17 protein-coding genes and 1 riboswitch are annotated in these 21,883 nt (G+C 74.7%); of the genes, 12 read left to right on the forward strand and 5 right to left on the reverse strand.

The features are described 5' to 3' along the window. The first annotated feature begins 10 nt into the window (after window positions 1-10). The 4 genes from ABT093_RS13905 to ABT093_RS13920 all read left to right on the forward strand — a co-directional run bounded on the left by ABT093_RS13905 (window position 11) and on the right by ABT093_RS13920 (window position 4,109). The gene (locus tag ABT093_RS13905) at window positions 11-769 is read left to right on the forward strand and encodes an amino acid ABC transporter ATP-binding protein (RefSeq protein WP_350564050.1); all 759 of its coding nucleotides are present in this window, start codon (window positions 11-13) and stop codon (window positions 767-769) included. Next, a complete protein-coding gene (locus tag ABT093_RS13910) occupies window positions 769-2,436 on the forward strand; it encodes an N-acyl-D-amino-acid deacylase family protein (protein ID WP_350563883.1) in 1,668 nt (555 codons plus the stop codon). Before ABT093_RS13905 ends, ABT093_RS13910 begins: the two co-directional genes overlap by 1 nt. Next, window positions 2,433-3,392, forward strand: coding sequence for a serine hydrolase (locus ABT093_RS13915; protein WP_350563885.1), 960 nt, complete (start codon window positions 2,433-2,435; stop codon window positions 3,390-3,392). Before ABT093_RS13910 ends, ABT093_RS13915 begins: the two co-directional genes overlap by 4 nt. A gap of 354 nt (window positions 3,393-3,746) precedes the next feature. Next, window positions 3,747-4,109: a GNAT family N-acetyltransferase gene (locus tag ABT093_RS13920; RefSeq protein WP_502884222.1), complete on the forward strand. Its 363-nt coding sequence runs from the start codon at window positions 3,747-3,749 to the stop codon at window positions 4,107-4,109. A 71-nt stretch (window positions 4,110-4,180) separates the two neighbouring features. Here the strand turns inward: ABT093_RS13920 and ABT093_RS13925 are convergent, their stop codons facing one another. Together ABT093_RS13925 and lysA are read right to left on the reverse strand one after the other, a co-directional pair. Next, window positions 4,181-5,116, reverse strand: coding sequence for a LysR family transcriptional regulator (locus ABT093_RS13925; protein WP_350563888.1), 936 nt, complete (start codon window positions 5,114-5,116; stop codon window positions 4,181-4,183). 186 nt (window positions 5,117-5,302) lie between these two features. Beyond that, window positions 5,303-6,718, reverse strand: a complete 1,416-nt coding sequence (gene lysA, locus ABT093_RS13930) for a diaminopimelate decarboxylase (RefSeq protein WP_350563891.1) — start codon at window positions 6,716-6,718, stop codon at window positions 5,303-5,305. Between the two features lie 386 nt (window positions 6,719-7,104). Here lysA and ABT093_RS13935 point away from each other — a divergent pair, with 386 nt between their 5' ends. Next, window positions 7,105-7,752, forward strand: a complete 648-nt coding sequence (locus ABT093_RS13935; protein ID WP_350563895.1) for an SMI1/KNR4 family protein — start codon at window positions 7,105-7,107, stop codon at window positions 7,750-7,752. A gap of 434 nt (window positions 7,753-8,186) precedes the next feature. On the opposite strand, the gene ABT093_RS13940 is transcribed toward ABT093_RS13935, so the two are convergent. Then, entirely contained in the window at window positions 8,187-9,188 is a 1,002-nt protein-coding gene (locus ABT093_RS13940; protein WP_350563897.1) for a class I SAM-dependent methyltransferase, read from the reverse strand. A 692-nt stretch (window positions 9,189-9,880) separates the two neighbouring features. Here ABT093_RS13940 and ABT093_RS13945 point away from each other — a divergent pair. Beyond that, entirely contained in the window at window positions 9,881-11,329 is a 1,449-nt protein-coding gene (locus tag ABT093_RS13945) for an aldehyde dehydrogenase family protein (RefSeq protein ID WP_350563899.1), read from the forward strand. Window positions 11,330-11,474: 145 nt separating this feature from the next. Here the strand turns inward: ABT093_RS13945 and ABT093_RS13950 are convergent, their stop codons facing one another. Beyond that, window positions 11,475-12,932 carry a glycine hydroxymethyltransferase gene (locus ABT093_RS13950; protein ID WP_350563902.1) on the reverse strand — a complete coding sequence of 486 codons (1,458 nt, stop codon included), beginning with the start codon at window positions 12,930-12,932 and terminating at the stop codon, window positions 11,475-11,477. Between the two features lie 20 nt (window positions 12,933-12,952). After that, window positions 12,953-13,050, reverse strand: a riboswitch (ZMP/ZTP riboswitch). Between the two features lie 317 nt (window positions 13,051-13,367). Between ABT093_RS13950 and ABT093_RS13955 the strand changes: the two genes are divergently transcribed. The 6 genes from ABT093_RS13955 (at window position 13,368) to ABT093_RS13980 (ending at window position 20,485) form a co-directional block, all read left to right on the forward strand. Next, the gene (locus ABT093_RS13955; RefSeq protein ID WP_350563904.1) at window positions 13,368-14,348 is read left to right on the forward strand and encodes an ABC transporter permease; all 981 of its coding nucleotides are present in this window, start codon (window positions 13,368-13,370) and stop codon (window positions 14,346-14,348) included. Between the two features lie 100 nt (window positions 14,349-14,448). Then, window positions 14,449-16,209 carry an ABC transporter substrate-binding protein gene (locus ABT093_RS13960; RefSeq protein WP_350563907.1) on the forward strand — a complete coding sequence of 587 codons (1,761 nt, stop codon included), beginning with the start codon at window positions 14,449-14,451 and terminating at the stop codon, window positions 16,207-16,209. A gap of 91 nt (window positions 16,210-16,300) precedes the next feature. Continuing rightward, on the forward strand, window positions 16,301-17,293 hold the full coding sequence (locus ABT093_RS13965; protein WP_350563910.1) for an ABC transporter permease: 993 nt from the start codon (window positions 16,301-16,303) through the stop codon (window positions 17,291-17,293). A gap of 33 nt (window positions 17,294-17,326) precedes the next feature. Further along, window positions 17,327-19,129, forward strand: a complete 1,803-nt coding sequence (locus ABT093_RS13970) for a dipeptide ABC transporter ATP-binding protein (RefSeq protein WP_350563914.1) — start codon at window positions 17,327-17,329, stop codon at window positions 19,127-19,129. Between the two features lie 112 nt (window positions 19,130-19,241). Next, window positions 19,242-19,775 (forward strand): hypothetical protein, encoded by a 534-nt coding sequence (locus tag ABT093_RS13975; RefSeq protein WP_350563916.1) that lies wholly within the window; start codon window positions 19,242-19,244, stop codon window positions 19,773-19,775. Between the two features lie 146 nt (window positions 19,776-19,921). Continuing rightward, on the forward strand, window positions 19,922-20,485 hold the full coding sequence (locus ABT093_RS13980) for an EF-hand domain-containing protein (RefSeq protein WP_350563919.1): 564 nt from the start codon (window positions 19,922-19,924) through the stop codon (window positions 20,483-20,485). A 7-nt stretch (window positions 20,486-20,492) separates the two neighbouring features. Here the strand turns inward: ABT093_RS13980 and ABT093_RS13985 are convergent, their stop codons facing one another. After that, entirely contained in the window at window positions 20,493-21,830 is a 1,338-nt protein-coding gene (locus ABT093_RS13985; RefSeq protein WP_350563922.1) for an MFS transporter, read from the reverse strand. Window positions 21,831-21,883 lie beyond the last annotated feature (53 nt).

Below are 21,883 nucleotides of genomic sequence, written 5' to 3' on the forward strand. Positions count from 1 at the left end.
GGACGAGGTGATCCTCTCGGCGCGCGGCGTGCGGAAACGATTCGGCGACCTGGAGGTGCTGCGCGGGATCGACCTGGAGGTGCGGTGCGGGGAGGTGCTCTGCGTGATCGGGCCCTCCGGCTCCGGCAAGTCCACCCTGCTGCGCTGCTTCAACCACCTGGAGAAGATCGACGCCGGGCGGATCGCCGTCAACGGCGAGCTGATCGGCTACGAGCCGGTCGGCACCGGCACCACGCTGCGCGAGCGGCGGCCCAAGGACATCCAGCGCCAGCGCGAGCGGATCGGCATGGTGTTCCAGCGGTTCCACCTGTTCCCGCACCGCACGGCGGTGCAGAACGTGATGGAGGGACCGGTCGCCGTCCAGGGCCGGGGCCGGGCGCAGGCCGAGCGGCAGGCCCGCGAGCTGCTGCACAAGGTCGGCCTCGCCGACCGCGCCGACCACTACCCCGGCCAGCTCTCCGGCGGCCAGCAGCAGCGGGTCGCGATCGCCCGGGCGCTGGCCATGGAGCCGACCCTGATGCTGTTCGACGAGCCGACCTCCGCGCTCGACCCCGAACTCGTCGGCGAGGTGCTGGGCGTGATGCGCGACCTGGCGCGCAGCGGGATGACGATGATCGTCGTCACGCACGAGATGGGCTTCGCCCGCGAGGTCGCCGACCGGGTCGTCTTCATGGACCAGGGCGCGGTCGTCGAGGCCGGGCGCCCGGACGAGGTGTTCACCGCCCCGCGCCACGAGCGCACCCGGGCCTTCCTGGCGACGGTGCTGTGATGGCGGGCGTGGAACTCCTGGTGCGCGGCGGGCTGCTGGTGGACGGCACCGGGGCGCCGGCGCGGCCCGCCGACCTCGCGGTCGCGGGCGGGCGGGTCACCGTGCTGCCGCCCGGGGCACGCGTGGACGGGGCCGGTGGCGGGGACGGGCGGGAGGTGCCGACGATCGACGCCACCGGGCGGGTCGTCACCCCCGGGTTCATCGACGTGCACACGCACTCCGACGCCCTGGCCGCCGTCGGGGGGCCGTCCGCGGCGGGCGGCGCCGTGCCCGGGGACACCGCGTGGGACGCCCTGGAGGAGCTGCGGCTCGCCCCGCTCCTCCAGGGCGTGACCACCGAGATCAGCGGCAACTGCGGCAGCAGCCTCTTCCCCTGCCTGCCCGAGCGGCTGCCGGAGCTGGCCGAGCACCTGCGGGTCACCTTCGGCATCGGCCCGGTGCGCCCCGCCGAGGACTTCGCCGCCTTCGCCGCCGCCCAGCGGCCCGAGCTGCGCCGCAACCACCTCGCCTCGCTGGTCGGCCACGGCACGCTGCGGGCCGGGGTGATGGGCTTCGCCGACCGGCCGCCCCGGCCCGAGGAGCTGGCCGCGATGTGCGAACTGCTCGACCGTGCCCTCGCCCAGGGCGCGGCCGGGTTCTCCACCGGCCTGATCTACCCGCCCGGCACGTACGCCGACACGGCGGAGATCGTCGCGCTCGCCACCGTCGCGGCCCGGCACGGCAAGCCGTACGTCACCCATCTGCGGGACGAGATGTCCCAGGTGGAGAAGGCCCTGGAGGAGGCGCTGGAGATCGCCGAGCGCTCGGGCGCACCGCTCCAGGTCTCCCACCACAAGACCGCCGGCCGGCACGCCTGGGGCGCCACCCTGCGCACCCTTCCCCGGCTCGAACAGGCCCGCGCCGACGGCCTCGACGTGCTGTGCGACGTGTACCCCTACACCGCGGGCAGTACGGTGCTGCACGCGATGCTGCCGCCGTGGACCAGCGAGGGCGGGGTCGGCGCGCTGCTGGAGCGGCTGCGCCGGCCCGAGGTGCGCGAGCGGATCCGGGCGGACATCGCGGGCGGCGTCGACGGCTGGGAGAACACCGTCGGCAACGGCGGCTGGGACCTCATCGCGGTCGCCGCCGCCCCGGCCCGCCGCTCGGCGGAGGGCCACCGGATCGCCGACCTGGCGTCCGCGGGCGGCGCCGACCCGGTCGACTACGTCTGCGACCTGCTGCTCGACTCGCAGGGAGAGGTGACCATCATCAGCCACTCGATGCGCGAGGACGACGTCCGCCGGGTGCTGGCGAGCCCGCTGTCGATGATCGGCTCGGACGGTGTGCCCAAGCCCGGGCGGCCGCATCCGCGCTGGGCGGGCAGCTTCTCCCGGGTACTCGGCCACTACGGCCGGGACGAGGGGCTGCTGTCGCTGGAGAGCGCGGTGCACAAGATGACCGGGCTGCCGGCGGCGCGGTTCCGGCTCGCCGGGCGCGGGGTGGTCCGTGACGGCGCGGTGGCGGACCTGGTGGTGCTGGACCCGGACGCCGTCCGGGACGCGGCCACCTTCGAGCGGCCGTTGCTGCCGCCGGAGGGGGTGGCGGCCGTGGTGGTCGCCGGGCGGGTCGCGGTGTGCGAGGGGCGGGCGACGGACGCCCGGGCCGGAGAGGTGGTACGGGTCCGATGATCCTGGCGCAGGTGGCGGCCGCCGCGAGGTCGGCGGCCGCGCTGCCGTTGACCCTGGCGGTCGCGGCGGTGGACGTGGACGCGGAGGCGGGCGCGGAGGCAGGGCCGGGGGCGGGCGCGGGGGCAGGCGCGGGGCTGACGGTCGGGAGCGGCTCGGTCGGGGTGGACGACACGGTGGTGCTGCCGGTCGCCAGCGCGTCCAAGCTGCTGCTGCTCGCCGAGGTCGCGCGCCGGCTCGACTCCGGGGAGCTGCGCGCGGACGCGGTGGTGCCGATCGAGGACGAGGACGTGGCCGGGGGCACCGGGCTGCTGCGGCGGCTGGCCCACCGGGGTGCCGGGGGGAACGCGTGCGGGTGGACGGTCGAGGACCTGGCCTGGCTGACCGCCTCGGTCAGCGACAACACGGCCACCAACGCCCTGCTGCGGACGGTCGGCCTGCCCGCCACCGAGCGGCTGGCCCGGGGCCTCGGGCTGGAGCGGCTCACCCTGCACGACCGGGTGCGGGACGTCCGGGGTCCCGGCGTGCCGCCGGTGTTCGCCACGGGGACGGCCCGGGACCTCGCGCGGCTGGTCGCACTGGCCGTCCGGGGCGACCTGGTCTCGCCCGGCGCGTCGGCGCGGCTGCTGGCGTGGATGCGCTCCAACACGGACCACGGGCTGGTGCCGGCGCTCGTCCAGCACGACCCGTACGCGGAGTGCTTCCCCGATCCGCTGCCCGGCGGGTTGCTGGTCGCCAACAAGACCGGGACGGACACCGGGGTGCGGGCCGACGCCGGGGTGCTGATCGGCACCCGGCGGGTGGCGTACGCGGTGATCGCGCACTGGGACGTGGCGCTCGGGCCCAGCACGGAGCGGGCCGCGGTGCACGCCATCCGCGAGGTCGGGCGGGCGCTCGCGGCCGGCGCGCAGCGCGGCGAGCCGGCGCCCTGCGCGCTGCTGCGCCAGCCGACCGGCTGAGCGGGGAGCGGGGTGGCGGGGAGCGGCCCGTTGAGGAGCTGTCCGGCGGATCACGGTAGGGCCGCCTGTGTGCCCGGCCCACCTCAGCGGCAAGCTCTCGCGCGCCGGACTCGCCCAGCCGGTCCGGTCCTCGGGCCTCGACACTCTGGCGCACCGGCTCCGGACACCGGAAAACCGCTGCCCGGAGCCGGTGCGGACGGCTACGCTCACCCCTTCCGACCGGCACACATGTGGGGAACGCATGACGCGGCAGTTCACCGACCGCCAGGGCCGGACCGTGGTGCTCGAGGAGATCACGGAGGACAACTGGCGCGATGTCGCCGACGTGGCGCCCGCCGACGAGCAGCGCCGGGCGTGGCCGCGCTCGCGGCGCGCTACCTCCTGCTCTCCCGGCAGGGCGAGGTGTGGACGTCCCTCGGCGTCCGCGCAGGTGACGACGTCGTGGGCCACGTCATGTGGGCATACGACGACGAGGAGGCCGCCCACTGGATCGGCGGCATGGTGGTGAGCGCGGCCGAACAGGGCAAGGGCGTGGGCCGCGCCGCCCTGGGCGCCGTGATCGAGCGCCTGTCGGCGCTGCCGGAGTGCCGGGAGGTCCGTCTCTCGTACCACCCGGACAACGCTTCCGCCGGCCGCCTCTACACCTCCTTCGGCTTCCGGCCGACCGGGGACTTCGAGGACGAGGAGATCGTGGTGGCGCTTCCGGTCGGCCGGTAGCGCTGTCAGGTGGTGTCGTAGGTCTGAGCGGCCCGGCGCCGGGCCGAGCGGTCAGCGGCCGCCGAGGTCGGTCAGGCCCACTGCAGTTCGAGCAGTGACCGGACCTCCCCGGCGGCCGCTCGCAGTTCGCCGAGGAAGGCGCGGACGGCCGGGTTGCGGTTGGTGGCCCGGGTGGCCACGCCGATCCGGCGGTGCAGCTGCGGGTGGTCCAGGCGGCAGACGTGCACGCCGGCGCTGTCGGCCAGGCCGAGGGCCGGGATCAGCGCGACGCCCATGCCGGCCCGGGCGAGGTTGATCGTCACCTGGTAGTGGTCGCTGCGGCAGCGCACCCGGGGGCGGAACCCCTCAGCGGCGCAGGCACGTTCCAGCACCGGCTCGCCGGTCGAACCGCCGTGGGTGCCGATCCAGCTCTCGCCGTCGAGTTCGGCGAGCCGGACCAGGGTGCGCCGTCCGAGCCGGTGGCGCAGCGGCACGATCACCAACTGCGGCTCGTCGAAGTAGAGTTCGACCTCGACCGTGCCCTGCCGGCTCGCCTGGCGGATCCACGGGTCGAGCGGGTGCTCGAAGACCACCGCGGCGTCCAGGCGGCCGGCCTCCAGGTCGGGGAGCAGTTCGTGCGGCTGGCCCATGATGAGTTCGAGTTCGACCTGCGGGTGCCGGGCCGAGAAGGCGGTGAGCGCGCGGGGCAGCAGGTCGAGGCCGGCCGAGGCGAAGAAGCCGAGGCGCAGCACGCCCGCGGTGCCCCCGGAGTGGGCGCGCAGGTCGTCCTGGGCGACGGCCATGAGATCGGCGATCGCCTGGGCGTGCTCGGCCAGCCGGACGCCGGCCGGGGTCAGCCGCAGGGACTGCGGCTGACGCTCGACCAGCGCGACGCCCAGCTCCTGTTCGAGGCGGGCGAGCTGGTGGGAGACGGCGGAGGGGCTCAGGTGCAGCGCCTGCGCCGCGGCCACGATGGTGCCGCGGCGGGCGATCTCCAGGAGGACGAGCAGACGGGCGCTGTTCAGCATCGGGCCAGGGTAGGTCATCGCGGCTGGTCAGGGGCGGAGGGCGACTCTGTAGGCCGGTCTGCCGATTCTTCAAGAATCAGTAGACCGATCTGCATATTGCCATGAGAGGAAGAGGAAGTAGACCGGTCTACCTATTCCGTCATGGGGGTGCGGAATAAGTAGACCGGTCGATATATTCCGCCTGTTTCAGGCACCGGCGGTCTGGCGCCAGGCGACGGGGGCGGGGCCGAGGCCGTCGGCGGGGCGCTCCGCCGGGCCGTCGACGTCGAGGCGGAGCAGGTCCTCCTCGGTCTCCCGGCGCACCACCAGCCGGGCCTCACCGTCCCGGACGAACACCACGGCCGGGCGCGGCAGCTTGTTGTAGTTGGACGCCATCGCGTACCCGTACGCGCCGGTGACCGGGGTGGCGAGCACGTCGCCGATCCGCAGGTCGGCCGGGAGGGCGGCGTCGTCGATGATGACGTCCCCGCTCTCGCAGTGCTTCCCGACCAGCCGGGCCCGCAGCGGCCGGGGCTCCTGCGGGCAGCGCGGCAGGAACGCCTCGTAGCGCGCGCCGTACAGGGCGGGGCGGAGGTTGTCGCTCATCCCGCCGTCGACGCTCACGTACGTCCGGACGCCGGCGATCCGCTTGACCGTCCCCACCCGGTAGAGGGTGAGCCCGGCCCGGGCGGAGATCGAACGCCCCGGTTCGACACCGATCTCCCCCGTCCAGCCGGCCCCGCGGACGGCCGCCCGCACCCGGTCCGCCCACACCGCGAAGGACGGCGCGCTCTGGCCCGCCAGGTACGCCACGCCGAGCCCGCCGCCCACCGTCAGCCGCGCCACCCGGCTGTCCACCGCGAACCGGGCCACGGCGGCGGCCCCGTCGGCGAGTTCGGCCGGGTCCAGGACCTGCGAGCCGACGTGCGCGTGGACGCCCTCCAGCCGCACGGCCGGCGAGGCGGCGGCCCGCCGGACGGCGGCCTCGGCGGCGCCGTCGGCCAGGCCGAAGCCGAACTTGGAGTCGTGCCCGCCGGTGCGGATCGCCTCGTGGGCGCCCGCCGCGACCCCCGGCGCCACCCGCAACTGCACGTGCGCCGGCGGCAGGCCCTCCTCGACCACCAGACGCTCGATGCGGTCGAGCTCGTCGAAGCTGTCGACGACGACGTGCCGCAGGCCGGCCGTGAGGGCGGTGCGCAGCTCGTCCTCGCTCTTGTTGTTGCCGTGCAGCACGATCCGCTCCGGGGGGACGCCCGCGTGCAGGGCGGTACGCAGTTCGCCGCCGGAGGCGACGTCGAGCAGCAGGCCCTCCTCGGCGGCGAGCCGGGCCATCGCGGTGCAGAGGAAGGCCTTCGAGGCGTAGGCGACGTTGCCCGGGCCGAAGGCGGCGACGGCCTCCCGGCAGCGGCGGCGCAGGTGCTCCTCGTCGTAGACGAAGAGCGGAGTGCCGAACCGGCGGGCGAGCTCCGTCAGCGGCACACCGCCGACGGAGAGCCCGGCGGGACCCTCCTCGGCGGTGAGCGGCAGCAGCCCGGCGTCGACGGGCGGCTTGGCGGCGGGCGGCTCGGGTACGGCCGACCGGGCGTCGGCGGGCGACTGGGTGGCAGGCGAGACAGGCGACACGGATTCCTCCCGGCGGGCTGGTTCGCCTGCCATCCTCGGCCGGGCGGGAGCGGTCGGAAAAGCGCATTCTTCCGGCCCTGAGCAGTACGGGTTTCGATGCTCCCGGGGCGCCGGGGCGCTACGGCGCTCACGGTGGCAGCCCCGGCACAAGCGCACCGGAAGCGCCACCGGTGGCCCGAGGTGCGCGCCCGGGCGGGCACCGGGGCCCGCCGGCAACGGCAGCACGAGCAGAACAGCGGCACACACCAGCCGCGCACCCCCGCCCTCGGAGGCACGCGGCAGGGTGGGCGACCAGGGGCAGGTCAGCTGCGGCAGATCATGGAGGGGGCCATGAACCGCGGCAAAGCAGAGCGCCCCAGAGCTGCCGCGTTAGCCGACCTGTCCGTGTGCAGCCTCACGGTCCCGGTACGACCGAGACCGATGCCCTTGCTCTTGTCTCGGCCTGGCGGGGTTTCAGCGCCTGGCTGGCCGCTCACTCTCCGGCCGATCACGCAGCCCTGCAACCGGCGGCCGACGCCGGGCAGATCGCGGGCCTGGAGGACGGACTCGGCTTCGCCCTGCACCCCCAGTTGCGCACACTGCTCGAACTGCACGACGGCGTCGCGCCGCGACCCGCCGGGGACACCTTCCCCGCAGGGTCCTTCCTGCCGCTGGGACACCGACTGCTCCCCACAGAGCACATCCTCACGCGCCACCGAACGTACGTCGAGTTGTTCCCAGTGGACACCTGCGATCCCGGGGACTGGGGCACCTTGGTCGGCCACGCCCGCTGGTGGGTACCCATCGCACTCCCCAACGACGGGGGCGTGCTCTTCGTGGACCACCTGCCGGGACCCACCCACGGGCACGTATACGAGATGGGTATCGGCTCGGGCGACATCGAGGGCAGTCTGTGGGCCACCAGCCTGGCGGACATGTTCACCGCCCTGACCGGCAGCCTGACCACCGGTCGGCCCGCGTTCCATCACTTCGTCCCGGAAACCCAGCGGCACGCCTCCGGAAGGCATCGCATCGACTGGCGAGTGGCACCGTAGCCCTCCCCCGAAACGAACCGGCCCCGACGGCGGGGCGCCAGTCCTCGAATACCGCCAGCTCCATCGGCCAAGACCACGTGACAAACGGTCGAGATCACCTGTCACGGGACAGCCAGCCGTGCCTGGCCGCGCGGTCATAGCGCTCCACGGAGGTCGCGCGGCGCAGAGCCTCACCCGCGCCCCGCACCCGCCCACGGCGCTCGGCCTCGGCGGTCAGCACGGCGAGCCCGACGGCAACCGCCGCACCGGCCGCGCACCCCCACGGTTGGGCGCGCGCAGCGCGTCGTCGGGCTCGCGCTCCATGGCGCGCGGGGCCTCCTCGGTGATCAGCCCTGCGAGGCCGACCGCGGGGGCAGCACGAGCGCACGGGAGGTGCCGGCAGCACGCCGGCCGCGCGCCCCCGGCGTCGGGGGTGCGCGGCCGGGGGGCGCGGGTCAGCCGCGGCGGGCGCGGCGGATCGCGGAGGTGACCACGGGCGGGAGGAGGTCGCCCACCGCCCGCTTGGCGACGTTGGCCGGGCGGCGGCGTTCGGCGGCGCGGGCGCGGCGCTCGGCGAGGTCGCGCAGCGCGTCGTCGCGCTCGCGCTCCACGGAGCGCAGGGCCTCCTCGGTGGCCCTGGCCTGCTCGCGGCGCTCGGCGTCGGCGGTCAGCCGGGCGTGGTGGCGGGAGACCGGGAACGGCTCGGCGCCGTCGGAGTTGCCCCCGATCCGGACCACCCGGTGCTCGGCGATCACCTCGTGGGTGATGTCGCACTGCGGCAGGGTGCCGCGCCGGGCGAGCAGGTCGAGCTGGGCGGGCTCCGGGTCGCCCCAGGTGCCGTAGAACTTGGTGTCGGTCAGCACGATCGGCCGCAGGCCGTGGTTGAGCACCGCCTCCCAGGTCGCGGCGGCGACGCCGGGGGTGTGCGCGGAGCGGTAGTCGTCCAGCACCACGACGCCGTCCGGGGAGAGCGCCGTCCGGGCCACCTGGAGGTCCCCGGCGACGTGCTCGTAGAGGTGCGAGGCGTCGATGTGGATGAACCGGAACGCGCCGGTCGCGACGCGGCCGCCGGCCAGCGCCGAGGTGGGCGCCTGGATGATCTCCGGCAGCCGGTCGTGGAAGGAGAGGTAGTTGGCCTCGAAAGCGGTGCGGGTCAGCGTCTTGCGGTAGGACATGTCCATCTCGGCGGCGTTCTCGTCGTCCGGCGCGTCCGAGTCGAAGAGGTCGCAGACCGTGAAGGTCTCGTCCGCCTGGATGTGGGCCCCGATCACGATCGCGCTGCGGCCCAGGTAGGCGCCCATCTCCATGAGGTCCCCGGAGAGGCCAGCCTTCTCCTGGCGCCCGAGGAACCAGTCGAAGAGGTGACGGTCGTGGTCCCAGAACCATCCGGGCACGTCGTCGAGCACCGCCGGCTCCACCGGCTGCTGCTGGTCGGCACTGAGTGCGGCGTCGGTCACGAGGCGACTCCTAAGACGGTACGAACGACCACGGGGCTGGGGCTCCGGACCCGGGAGGACGCGTCCCCGGTGGCCGACGGCGGTCCTCGCCGGTCCCGGCCCGGGCAGGGTGGCACCGCGGGCGCGTGGACAGGACCCGACCTGCCGCCAACCGTAGTCCGGCGCGCGCGAGTTCGCTGCAATCTACTCGCCGTCGAGCGGACTTGGGCGAACTCTCGAGGAAGAATTTCGCCGCCCGGCCATTTGTGGGCGTACTTGACTGCGGTCGCGAACCTCAAGGCGGACCGGTTCGTCCATAGTGCCGTCGTACCACCCGATTTGTCACCAGCGGGGACACGATCCCCCCGGCCCTCCCCCCGGCCACCGGCCCGCCCGGAGCGGGGCGAGTCCGGATCGACCGCGGGCCGGCCGACTGCCGGACGGCCGGACGGGCGGCACCCGGCCGCCGCGGGCGGACGGTCAACTCGGCGCCCGCCGAAGGACGGTGGCTCCGCGGGCGGCGATGACGGCGAGCACCGCGGTGAACCCCCGGGCGATCGTTCCTTGCGCCGCCGGTGCGCACACCGTTGACTGGTCCGGGACCGGCCGCACGGCGACCGGGCCGCACGGAGGACCGGCCATTCGGACGACAGGCCGGAAAGCGCCGCGGGGGACGCACGCGCACCCGCGGCATCGGCACGAAGGGGTACCACATGGCGGACGGGACGGAGCGGGCCGAGGGGTACGCCGAGCACACCGACCAGTACATCGACGGCGCCTGGCGGCCCGCCCTGGACCAGGGCTCGGTCCCGGTCCTCGACCCGGCCACCGAGCGCCTGCTCGCCACCGTCCCGGCCGGCGGCGCGGCGGACGTCGACGCCGCCGTCGCGGCGGCCCGCCGGGCGGCCCGCGCCTGGGGCGCGACCACCGCCGCCGAGCGGCTGGTGCCGCTGACCCGGCTGCGGGACGGCCTGGCCGCGCACCAGGAGGAGATCGCCGCCACCGTGACGGCCGAGCTGGGCGCGCCGATCGGCTTCGCCACCGCCGTGCACGCCGCGCTGCCGCTGAAGGTCACCGAGTCGTACCTGGAACTGCTGGCCGGGTACCCGTTCGAGGAGCGGGTCGGCAACTCGGTGGTGCACGCGGAGCCCGCCGGGGTGGTCGCGGCGATCACCCCGTGGAACTACCCCCTGCACCAGATCACCGCCAAGGTGGTGCCCGCGCTGGCGGCCGGCTGCCCGGTGGTCCTCAAGCCGGCCGAGGACACCCCGCTGGTGGCCCGGCTGTTCGCCCGGCTGGTGGACGCGGCGGGCTTCCCCACCGGGGTGTTCAACCTGGTGACCGGCACCGGCGCGGTGGCGGGCGCCGCGCTGGCCGGCCACCCGGGCGTGGACGTGGTGTCGTTCACCGGCTCGACGGCGGTCGGGCGGACGATCGCCGAGACGGCCGGGCGCGGCATCAAGCGGGTGGCCCTGGAGCTGGGCGGCAAGTCCGCCAACGTGGTGCTGCCGGGCGCCGACCTGGCCCGCGCGGTGAAGGTCAACGTCGCCAACGTGTTCGCCAACTCCGGTCAGACCTGCAGCGCGTGGACCAGGCTGCTGGTCCACCGCGACCAGTACGAGGAGGCGGTGGCGCTGGCCGCGAAGGCGGCCGGCACGTACGTCCCGGGCGATCCGGCGGACCCGGCGACCCGGATCGGGCCGGTGGTCAGCGCGCGCCAGCGCGAGCGGGTGCGCGGCTACATCACCGGCGCGCTCGCCGAGGGCGCGCGCCTGGTGGCCGGCGGCGCCGAGGCCCCGGACGGCCTGGCGACCGGCTTCTACGTCCGCCCGACCGTGCTCGCCGACGTCACCGCCGACATGACGGTGGCCCGGGAGGAGGTGTTCGGCCCGGTGCTGGCGATCCTGGCGTACCGGGACGAGGACCACGCCGCGGAGCTGGCCAACGCCACCGAGTACGGCCTGGCCGGTGGCGTCTGGGCGGTCGACCCGCAGACCGCCGCCCGCTTCGCCCGCCGGCTGGACGCCGGGCAGATCGACCTCAACGGCGGGCGCTTCAACCCCCGGGCGCCGTTCGGCGGTTACAAGAACTCGGGCCTCGGCCGCGAGCTGGGCCGGCACGGCCTGGAGGAGTTCCTGCAGTACAAGTCGCTCCAGTACTAGCCGGTACCGGGGAGGACCCGGCCGGCGCCAGGAGAGCAGCGGGAGGCGCCGCCGCCCGGACGGACGGCCCGGACGGTCCGAGCGGTCGAACGGCCCGGACGGCCCGAGCGGGCCCGGCCGAACGGTCCGGGCGGCGGCAGCGGGGTCAGACCAGGTCGACGCCCGGGTAGAGGGGGAAGCCGGCGAGCAGGTCGGCGGCGCGCTTGGCGACGCCCTCGGCGACCGCCGGGTCCAGGGTGTACTGGGCCTTGGACGGGGCGCCGGAGGCGGTGGCGGCCGGGGCGGTGGCGCGCAGCACGGTGTCGATGAGGGCCGCGATCTCGTCCATCTCGGCGGTGCCGAGGCCGCGGGTGGTGAGCGCCGGGGTGCCGATCCGTACGCCGGAGGTGTACCAGGCGCCGTTCGGGTCCTGCGGGACGGAGTTGCGGTTGGTGACGATCCCGGAGTCGAGCAGCGCGGCCTCGGCCTGGCGGCCGGTCAGGCCGTGGCCGGAGACGTCGGCGAGCACGAGGTGGTTGTCGGTGCCGCCGGTGACGAGCGTGCCGCCGCGGCGCAGCAGGCCCTCGGCGAGCGCCCGCGCGTTGTCCACGACCTGCTGGGCGTAGACGCGGAACTCGGGGCGGCGGGCCTCGGCGAAGGCGACCGCCTTGGCGGCCATGACGTGCGAGAGCGGGCCGCCGAGCACCAGCGGACAGCCCCGGTCGACGTGCTCGGCGAGTTCGGTGGTGCACAGCACCAGGCCGCCGCGCGGGCCGCGCAGCGACTTGTGGGTGGTGGAGGTGACGATGTCGGCGTGCGGCACCGGGTCGAAGTCGCCGGTGAGCACCTTGCCGGCGACCAGGCCGGCGAAGTGCGCCATGTCGACCATCAGGGTGGCGCCGACCTCGTCGGCGATCTCGCGCATCTTGCGGAAGTTCACCAGCCGCGGGTAGGCGGAGTAGCCGGCCACCAGGATCAGCGGGCGGAACTCGCGGGCGGTGGCGCGCAGCGCGTCGTAGTCGATCAGGCCGGTGGCCGGGTCGGTGCCGTAGCTGCGCTGGTCGAACATCTTGCCGGAGATGTTGGGGCGGAAGCCGTGGGTGAGGTGGCCGCCGGTGTCCAGGGACATGCCGAGCATGCGCTGGTTGCCGAGCTCCTGGCGCAGTTCGGCCCAGTCCTGCTCGGTGAGGTCGTTGACGTTGCGGACCCGGGCGCGCTCCAGGGCGGGGCTCTCGACCCGCTGGGAGAGGACGGCCCAGAAGGCGGTGAGGTTGGCGTCGATGCCGGAGTGCGGCTGGACGTAGGCGTGGTCGGCGCCGAACAGGGCGCGGGCGTGCTCGGCGGCGATGGTCTCGACGGTGTCGACGTTGCGGCAGCCGGCGTAGAAGCGGCGGCCGGCGGTGCCCTCGGCGTACTTGTCGCTGAGCCAGTTGCCCATGGCGAGCAGGACGGCCGGGGAGGCGTAGTTCTCGCTGGCGATGAGCTTGAGCGAGGCGCGCTGGTCGTCGATCTCCTGACCGATGGCGGCGGCGATCCGCGGCTCGGCCTCGCGGACCACGTCGAGGGCGGAGCGGAAGGCGGTGTTGGCGGCGGGGGTGGCGGCCGTGTGGGGCTGCGGGGCCATGGCGGTCTCCTGCTGGGGAGTCGGGGGGCCCAGGCGCTCGGCAACTGCTGCGTGATCCGGCACGGGGCCGCTTCCCGATGGTCGATTCCATCCGTGCGCGCCAGTCGCGGCCCGCCGGAATCGTACCAATGCCGGGCGGCCTGTGGCGGAGATCTCACCATGCGGGACAACGGCGGACATGACATGCGCTATGCCCCGCTATGTCCGTTCTTCTGCAACGGCAGTATTGCAGCGGAATGAAGCCGTCACATTTCTCGAAACAAAGCGGCGGAACCACTTGTCCGGCGCCCCGGAATGATTTGCGGAAACTCCACCGCATCCGATCTGATGACGCCCGGCGGAGCTTCCCGGGAAACCCTCGGAGCGCCGCCCGGAAATGCACGTCGAAGCACCCCCACCCATGGGGCGGCACGGAATTCGGGGAGTACGGCTCTCATGGCAGTGGTCGAACAAGTCGCAGCAGCGGACGCTCCGGCGCCGCCCCCGGCGCCCGCCCCGAAGAGCCTGCTGCGCCGCGTCTGCCGCGACCGCACGGGAGCCGTCGCGCTCGGCGTGGTGGTGCTGTTCCTGGTGCTCGCCCTGGCGGCCCCGCTGATCGCCGCGCTGTACGGCAAGAACCCCACCGAGCACTACGGCCAGAACACTCCGGGCCTGCTCAGCGACGGTGGCCTGCCGGTCGCGCCGAACGGCGGCATCTCCGCGGAGTTCTGGTTCGGCCTGGAGCCGGGCCTGGGCCGCGACGTCTTCACCCAGTTGCTGTACGGGATCCGCACCTCGCTGCTGATCGCCTTCCTCTCGGCCGCCGTGACCACCACCCTCGGGGTGCTGGCGGGCGTCGCGGTCGGCTACCTCGGCGGGATCACCGACCGGCTCTTCGGCTTCCTCTCGAACGTCCTGCTGGCTTTCCCCACCCTGCTCCTGCTGCTCGCGCTGAGCCCGGTGATCCAGTCCCGGCTGGTCGATCCGGGGACCGCGGAACCGGCCTGGATGCAGTTCCTGGTGCTCGTCCTGGTCTTCTCCGCGTTCGGCTGGATTCCGCTCGCGCTTTCCCTGCGGGCCACCGTCCGGTCGCTCCGGGAAAGGGATTTCGTGCAGTCCGCCCGGGCGATGGGCGCGAGCGGATTCCACATCGTCTTCCGTGAACTCCTGCCGAACGTCCGGGCGCAGCTGCTGGTGCACGCCACGATGGCGGTGCCCACCTTCGTCGCCTCCGAGGCGGTGCTGTCCTTCCTCGGCGTGGGCGTCACCGAGCCGGTCCCGGACTGGGGGCGGATGATCTCCCGCGGCTCCGAGGTCTTCCAGGCCGACCCGACGTACATGGTCTTCCCCGGCGTGGCGCTGCTGCTCTTCGTGCTCGCCTTCAACCTGCTCGGCGACGCCGTCCGGGACGCCCTGGACCCGCGCGCCGCCCGCTGAGGCCCTTCCCGCTCACCCCTTCACCGCTTCATCCTTCACCGCTTCACCGTTCACCTTCACCCGACCGCCCCGGAGCCCCCGGGGCAAGGAGAGATTCGCCATGCGCTGGATCAGACCGTCCCTCGCCGTCCTCGCGACCGCCCTGCTGGCGACGTCCTGCTCGGCCGGCGCGGGCACCGGTTCCTCCTCCACCGCCGGCCCCGGCGCGGCGAGCAAGGACACCTCGCCGCTGACCGCCGCGCTCGGCACCGAGCAGGAGAGCGCCGGCCCGGCCCCCGCCGTCGCCGGCGCCCGCCAGGGCGGCACGGTGAACGTGTACAACGCCACCGACTTCCGCCACCTGGACCCGCAGAAGGTGTACGCGGGCGCCACCTACAACACCTCGCTGCTCTGGGGCCGCCAGCTGACCCAGTACCAGGTGGTGGACGGCAAGGCGAAGCTGGTCGGCGACCTCGCCACCGACACCGGCACCGCCGCCGACGGCGGCCGCACCTGGACGTACAAGCTGAAGGCGGGCGTGGCCTGGGAGGACGGCCAGCCGATCACCTCCCAGCAGGTCAAGTACGGCATCGAGCGCTCCTTCGGCAAGGGCTACGAGGTCGGCCCGCCGTACTGGCCGCAGTGGCTCACCGGCGAGGCCAGCTACGACGACGCCCGCAAGAAGTACGGCGGCCCGCAGGACGGCGACCTCGCCGCGATCGAGACGCCGGACGAGCGCACCATCGTCTTCCACTTCCCGCAGCCGCAGGCCGACGTGCCGTACATGGCCGCGCAGTCCTCCTCCTCGCCGGTGCGCCAGGACAAGGACACCGGCACCGACTACGACCGCCAGCCGTTCGCCACCGGCCCGTACCGGATCGTCGAGCACGTCCAGAACACCCGCATGGTGCTGGAGCGCAACCCGCACTGGAAGGCGGAGACCGACCCGATCCGCAGCCAGTACCCGGAGAAGTTCGTCTTCACCTTCGGGAAGGAGGCGCTCAACATCAACCAGGAGATCCTCGCCGGGCGCGACGGCGGCGAGAACGCCACCACGGCGGCCACCGTGCTCTCCCCCGAGCTGTACCAGACGGTGGACACCGACCCGAAGGCCAAGGAGCAGGTGGTCTCCGGCCGGCAGGGCGCCTTCGTCACCTACCTCATGATCAACAACGAGCGGGTGAACGACGTCGAGGTCCGCAGGGCCCTCAACCTGGCCTACCCGCGCCAGCAGGCCCGCCAGGTCCAGGGCGGCACCCGGGCCGGCGACCTCGCCACCACGCTCAGCTCGCCCGCGCTGGTCGACTGGCAGAAGTACGACCTCAACCCGGCCAGGCCGGAGGGCGACCCGGAGGCCGCCAAGGCCGCGCTCGCCAAGGCCAAGCAGCCGCCCGCTCCGCTCACCTACGCGTACGCCAACACGCCCAACGGGCAGCGGGTCGCCCAGGTGCTGGTGGACGGCTTCGCCAAGGCCGGCATCACCGTCGTGCCCAAGCCGGTCGACCCCAAGGCCCTGCTGGACGAGGCGCACCGCGCCGACTCCCCGTACGACCTCTGGGAGGAGACCAGCTCGGTCGACTGGCCGACGCCCTCCACGCTGATCCCGTTCTCCTTCGACGGCCGCGCCAACAGCGACCTCAACTCCGCCCGGTACCACAACGCCGAGGTGGACAAGGAGATCGACCGGATCAACCAGATCGGCGAGCCGCACGCCAAGGCCAAGGAGCTGTACGCGCTGGAGCAGACGGTGATGAAGGACCTGCCGGTGCTGCCGTTCAGCTACCCGACGGTGAACCAGCTGCGCGGCTCCAACGTCGGCGGCGCGTTCATCCACCCGATCTACGGGACGGTCAGCCTCGCCTGGCTGTACCTCAAGTCCTGATCCGAAGTCCCCGGTGGACCCGCCGCGCGCGCCGCCCGGTGCGCGCGGCGGGCCCGCCAGCCCGACGCCCCCCGAACCCGGACCGGCCACCATGCTCTCCTTCGCCCTGCGGCGGATCCTCCAGGCGCTCGCCGTCCTGGCCGCGGTCTCCGCCGCCGCCTTCGCCCTCTTCTACGCCGGCCCGGCCGACCCCGCCCGCGCCGCCTGCGGTCCGCGCTGCGACAGCGGCCAGGTCGCGGCGGTCCGCACGAGCATGGGCCTGGACCAGCCGCTGCTCGCCCAGTACACCGACTACCTCTCCGGGATCGTCGCCGGCCGGGACATCCTGGACGTCGACGGCTCCACGATCCGCTGCGACGCGCCCTGCCTCGGCTACTCCTACCGGCTGCACCAGCCGGTCACCGAGGCGCTGGTCGACCACCTGCCGGTCACCGTCTCGCTGGCGGCGGGCGCGCTGGCCGTCCTGGTCCTGTTCGGGCTCGGCACCGGCTTCGTCGCCGCGCTGCGGCACGGCACCCGGACGGACAAGCTGCTCTCCGGCTTCACCCTGGTCGGCGCCAGCGTGCAGATCTACTTCCTCGGCTACGTCGCCCAGTGGGGTCTGGTCTACACCACCGGACTGCTGCCGCTGCCCTCCTACACCCCGCCGGCCACCGACCCCGCCGCCTGGGCGGGCGGCATGCTGCTGCCCTGGATCGTCCTCGGCTTCGTCAACTCCGCGGTGTTCGCCCGGCTGTCGCGCTCGCAGCTGCTGGAGACGATGAACGAGGAGTACGTCCGCACGGCCCGCGGCAAGGGCCTCGGGCGGCTGCGCGCGCACCTCAAGTACACCTCGCGCGGCGCCGCCGGGCCGCTGGTGCAGTTGCTCGGCCTGGAGGCGGGCGCGCTGCTCGGCGGCGCGGTGATCACCGAGACGGTGTTCGGGCTGAACGGCGTCGGCCGGTTCGCCATCGAGGCCGTCGAGGGGCAGGACCTGCCGGCCGTGGTCGGCGCCGTCCTGCTGGCCGCCTGCTTCGTCGTGCTGTTCGTCGCGCTGGCCGACCTCGCGGTGGCCTGGCTCGACCCGCGCATCCGCCTCAGCTGACCGCCCCGCCCCGCCCGTCTGGAGCCCGCCGCCATGACCCCCGAACCCGCACCCGCGCACCGCCTCCCGCAGGACGCCGCGCAGACCGCCGCACAGACCGCCGAGCCCGGCGCCGGGCCGGCCGCCTGGCCGGACGCCGAGCAGCCGGTGCTCAGCGTCCGGGACCTCTCCGTCACCTTCGCCGACCCGCGCGGCGGGGCGCCCGTCGGCGCCGTGCGCGGCCTCTCCTTCGACCTCGCCCGCGGCGAGGTGCTCGGCCTGGTCGGCGAGTCCGGCTCCGGCAAGTCCGCCACCGGCCTCGCCGTGCTCGGCCTGCACGACCCGCGCACCACCACCGTCACCGGCTCGATCCGGCTGGCCGGGCAGGAGCTGGTGGGCGCCGGGGAGTCCGTGCTGCGGCGGGTGCGCGGCGGCCGGGTGGCCCTGGTCTTCCAGGACGCGCTCACCTCGCTCAGCCCCTTCCACGGCGTCGGCGCCCAGCTCGCCGAGATGTACCGGCTGCACCACCCCGACGCGGGCCGCGCCGAGGCCCGCCGGCGGGCGGCGGCGATGCTCGACCGGGTCGGCATCCCGGCCGCCCGGGTGCGCGACTACCCGCACCAGTTCTCCGGCGGCATGCGCCAGCGGGTGATGATCGCGATGGCGCTGATGAACGACCCGGACGTGCTGATCGCCGACGAGCCGACCACCGCGCTCGACGCCCGGGTCCAGCGCCAGGTGCTGGACCTGCTGGGCGAGTTGCAGCGCGAGCACGGCACCGCGGTGCTGCTGGTCAGCCATGACCTCGGGGTGGTCGCCGGCACCACGGACCGCACCCTGGTGATGCGCGGCGGCCGGCCGGTGGAGAGCGCGCCGACCGCCGCCCTGCTGGCCGCGCCCCGGGAGCCGTACACCCGGGCCCTGGTGGGCGCCGCGCTCACCCTCGACTCCGTCCCGGGCACGCCGCTGCCGACCGTCGACGACCCCTCGCCCGCGCCCCGGCCCCGGCCCACGGCCGCGGCGACCGCGGCGACCGCGGCGACCGGCGGGAGCACCCCGGCCGCGCCCGGGCCCTGGCTGGCCGAGGTCGAGGACCTCGCCGTGCACTTCCCCGGCCGCCGCGGCCCGCGCCTGCCGGGACGCGAGCGGCCCGGACCGGTCCGGGCGGTCGAGGGCGTCAGCCTGCGCATCGCGCCCGGCGAGACGCTCGGCCTGGTCGGCGAGTCCGGCTCCGGCAAGTCCACCACCTCCCGGGTGCTGGCCGGCCTGCAGCCCGCCACCGCCGGCGCCGTCCGCTACGACGGCCTGGACGCCACCAGGCCCGACCGGGCGCTGCGGCGGCGGATCGCCAAGGAGGTCCAGCTGGTCTTCCAGGACCCGTACGCCTCGCTCAACCCGCGCCGCACCGTCGCCCAGACCCTGGACACCCCGCTGCGCCTGCACACCGCGCTGGACGCCGGGCAGCGGCGCGAGCGCTCGGCCGAACTGCTGGAGCAGGTCGGCCTGCCGGCCGCCCACCTCGACCGCTACCCGCACGAGTTCTCCGGCGGCCAGCGCCAGCGGATCGGCATCGCCCGGGCGCTCGCCCCCGAGCCGCGGCTGATCATCGCCGACGAGCCGGTCTCCGCCCTGGACGTCTCGGTCCAGGCCCAGGTGCTCAACCTGCTGATGGAGCTGCGCGAACGCCTGGGCGTCGCCTTCCTGTTCGTCTCCCACGACCTCGCGGTGGTCCGCCACTTCTGCGACCGCGTCGCGGTGATGCACCGCGGCCGGCTGGTCGAATCCACCGACCGCGACCGGCTCTTCGCCGCCCCGCACACCGCGTACACCCGCGAACTGCTCGCCGCCGCCCATTGAGCGGCGGCGGCCGGTGGTGTCGGTCCCCCTTCTCCGCGGCCGCTCCGCCTACGATCGGTCACCGGTCGTGAGCGCACGGCCACACCCGTCCCCCCGGAGAAGGGGTTACCCGATGACCACGCTCGTCCACCGATCCGTCTCCCTGGTCACGCTCGTGGGCCGCCTCAACCCCGCGGCCCTGGACGGACTGATCCCGCACGGCTTCGCCCTCGGGGTCGTCGCGGGCGCCCGCCTCGCCGCCCACGCCGACGGCGCCGCCGACGTGGCCCGGCTGAACCCGCAGCCCCTCCCGCCCGCCGCCGCCGAACTGCGGCTCGCCGTCGCCGGCACCGTGGGCGCGGTCGCCAACGCCGCCATCACCGCCCGCGTCTCGGGCGGCGACGCCCGGCAGATCCTCGCCGAGGTGGGCGACGACTGGTGCGGCACCCCGCACGGCCGGATCCCGTGGCCCCGGCACTGGCCGCTGCCCTGGCCGCCCACCGGCCCCCTCCCGATCGATCCCGGCTACGCCACCCCGGCCGTCCAGGCCCAGGCCGCGCTCGCCTTCCAGGGCTACGCCAACGGCATCGGCGACGAGCAACTGCGGACGGCGTTCGGCGACTTGGCCGAGCGATTGGCGGACGCGGCGCTCCAGCAGGCGGACTGACCGGCGGGGCCGCCAACCCGCCGGACGCCGCGTCTCCACTTCGCCGCTTCGGCTGCGCACCCGGCGCCCGGCGGGTTAGCGTGCTGCGTCCGACCGTTGTGACTGATGCCTGTTGTGACTACCGGGACCGACCAGCCGGGGGAGACGTGTCCGAGGAACTGCTGCTCGCGAGAATCAACCACGGGTTCGACCATCTCGACGCGGACGGGGACGGTCTGCTGACCGAGCACGACCACGTACTGATGGGCCGCGCGGTGGCCCGGTCGCTGGGACACGCGGAGGGGTCGGGCGCCGAGCGGCGGATCGTCGCCGCCTACCTCGCCATCTGGCGGGACCTGCACGTCTCCCACCTGCCGATCGGGACCACCGCGATCAGCCGCCGGCAGTTCGTCGCCTCGACCCGCGCGCTCGCCGACGACCCGGTGGCCGCGCGGACCGTGTTCGGGGCGCTCGCCGAGGCGTTCCTGGCCGTCGCCGACGTGGACTCCAGCGGGACGGTGGACGCGGGCGAGTTCTTCGTCTTCCAGCGCGGCCACTTCTCCGCGCTCTCCCGCGACGACGCGGACGAGGCGTTCCACCGGCTCGACCTGGACGGCGACGGCACCCTGTCCGCCGAGGAGTTCGTCTCCGGCCTCATCGAGTTCTGGACCAGCCGCGAGGCCGACGCGCCCGGCCACTGGTGGGCCGGGCGGCCCCCCTACCTCGCCTGACGCACCGTCACGCTCCGCTCTCGTCCGGGAATCCGGCGAGGGTCCGGACCTCCCGGGTGAGCAGCAGCGGCAGCACGGAGAGCAGCGCCACCCCGGTCACCACCCAGATCGCCGGGCGCAGGCCCGCCACCGAGCCGAGCAGGCCGCCGGCGGCCGCGCCGAGCGGCAGGGTGCCCCAGACGACGAAGCGGACCGAGGCGTTCATCCGGGCCTGCAGCGCCGCCGGGGTCACCGCCTGCCGGAGGCTGACCTGGGCGATGTTGTAGGCGGTGACGCCGCAGGCGATGAGCCCGGCCGCCGCCGCCAGGGTGGGAACGGCGCGCCCGGGCTCGGCCGTGGCGAGCAGCAGCAGGCCGAGCCCGGGCAGGCACCGGGCGGCCAGCAGCAGCCGGCCCAGGCCCAGCGCCCGGACCAGCCGGGCGGTGAACACCGCGCCGAGCAGGGCGCAGCCGTTGCCGACCATCAGCGCGAGGCCGAACTTCCCCGGCGAGAGGCCGAGGTCGCGCAGGGCGAAGGCGGGCAGCAGGACGCCGAGCGCGCCGCCGAGCCCGGCCAGGTTGGCGACGGCGGTGGCCAGGGCGAGCGAGCGCAGCACCCGGTGGCGCAGGACGAACCGCAGGCCCTCGGCGATCCGGGTGCGCATCCGCTCCCGGGCCGCGGGCGGGCCCGGTTCGGCCCCGGCGGGCGGCGCCGGGGGTCGGATCACGCCGAGGAGCAGCGCCGAGACGAGGTAGCTGAGCGCGTCGGCGAGCAGGATCAGCGGCGCGGTCGCCCACTGCAGCAGCAGGCCGGACAGGCCGGGTCCGGTGAGTTCGGCGGCCGAACGGGAGAACTCCAGGCGGCTGTTGGCGGCCGCGACCTCGCGGCGGCCGACGACCCCGGGCAGGAAGGCCTGGTCGGCGATGTCGAAGAAGACGGTGAACAGGCCGGTGACGAAGGCGACCGCGCAGAGCAGCGGCACGCTCAGCAGGTCGAGCGCGTAGCCGAGCGGGACGACGCCGAGCGCGACCGCGCGTCCGGCGTCCGCGACGACCATCACCCGCCGCCGGTCCCACTGGTCGAGCAGGGCGCCGGCGGGCAGGCCGACCAGCAGGAACGGCAGGGTCTCGGCGGCGGAGACCAGACCGAGCTGGCCGGGCGTCGCGCCGACGACGGTGAGCGCGAGGACCGGCAGGACGAAGAAGCTCAGCTGGGTGCCGAACTGGCTGACGGTGTGGGCGGACCAGAGGGCGGCGAAGTTCCGCCGCCGCCACAGGGCGCGCGGCGGGTCGGGTAACGGGGCCGCCGTGGCCGCCGAGTCCGTGTGCGCGTCCGCCGTCGCCGTCCGCCCGTCGGTACCCGCCATGAAGCCCACTCCCCCGGCCCGCCCGGGTCCCCCCGCCGGGCCGGGCACCTGAC

It is taken from the genome of Kitasatospora sp. NPDC002551 (genome assembly GCF_040296005.1).
In the GTDB taxonomy this organism is placed as follows: Bacteria; Actinomycetota; Actinomycetes; order Streptomycetales; family Streptomycetaceae; genus Kitasatospora.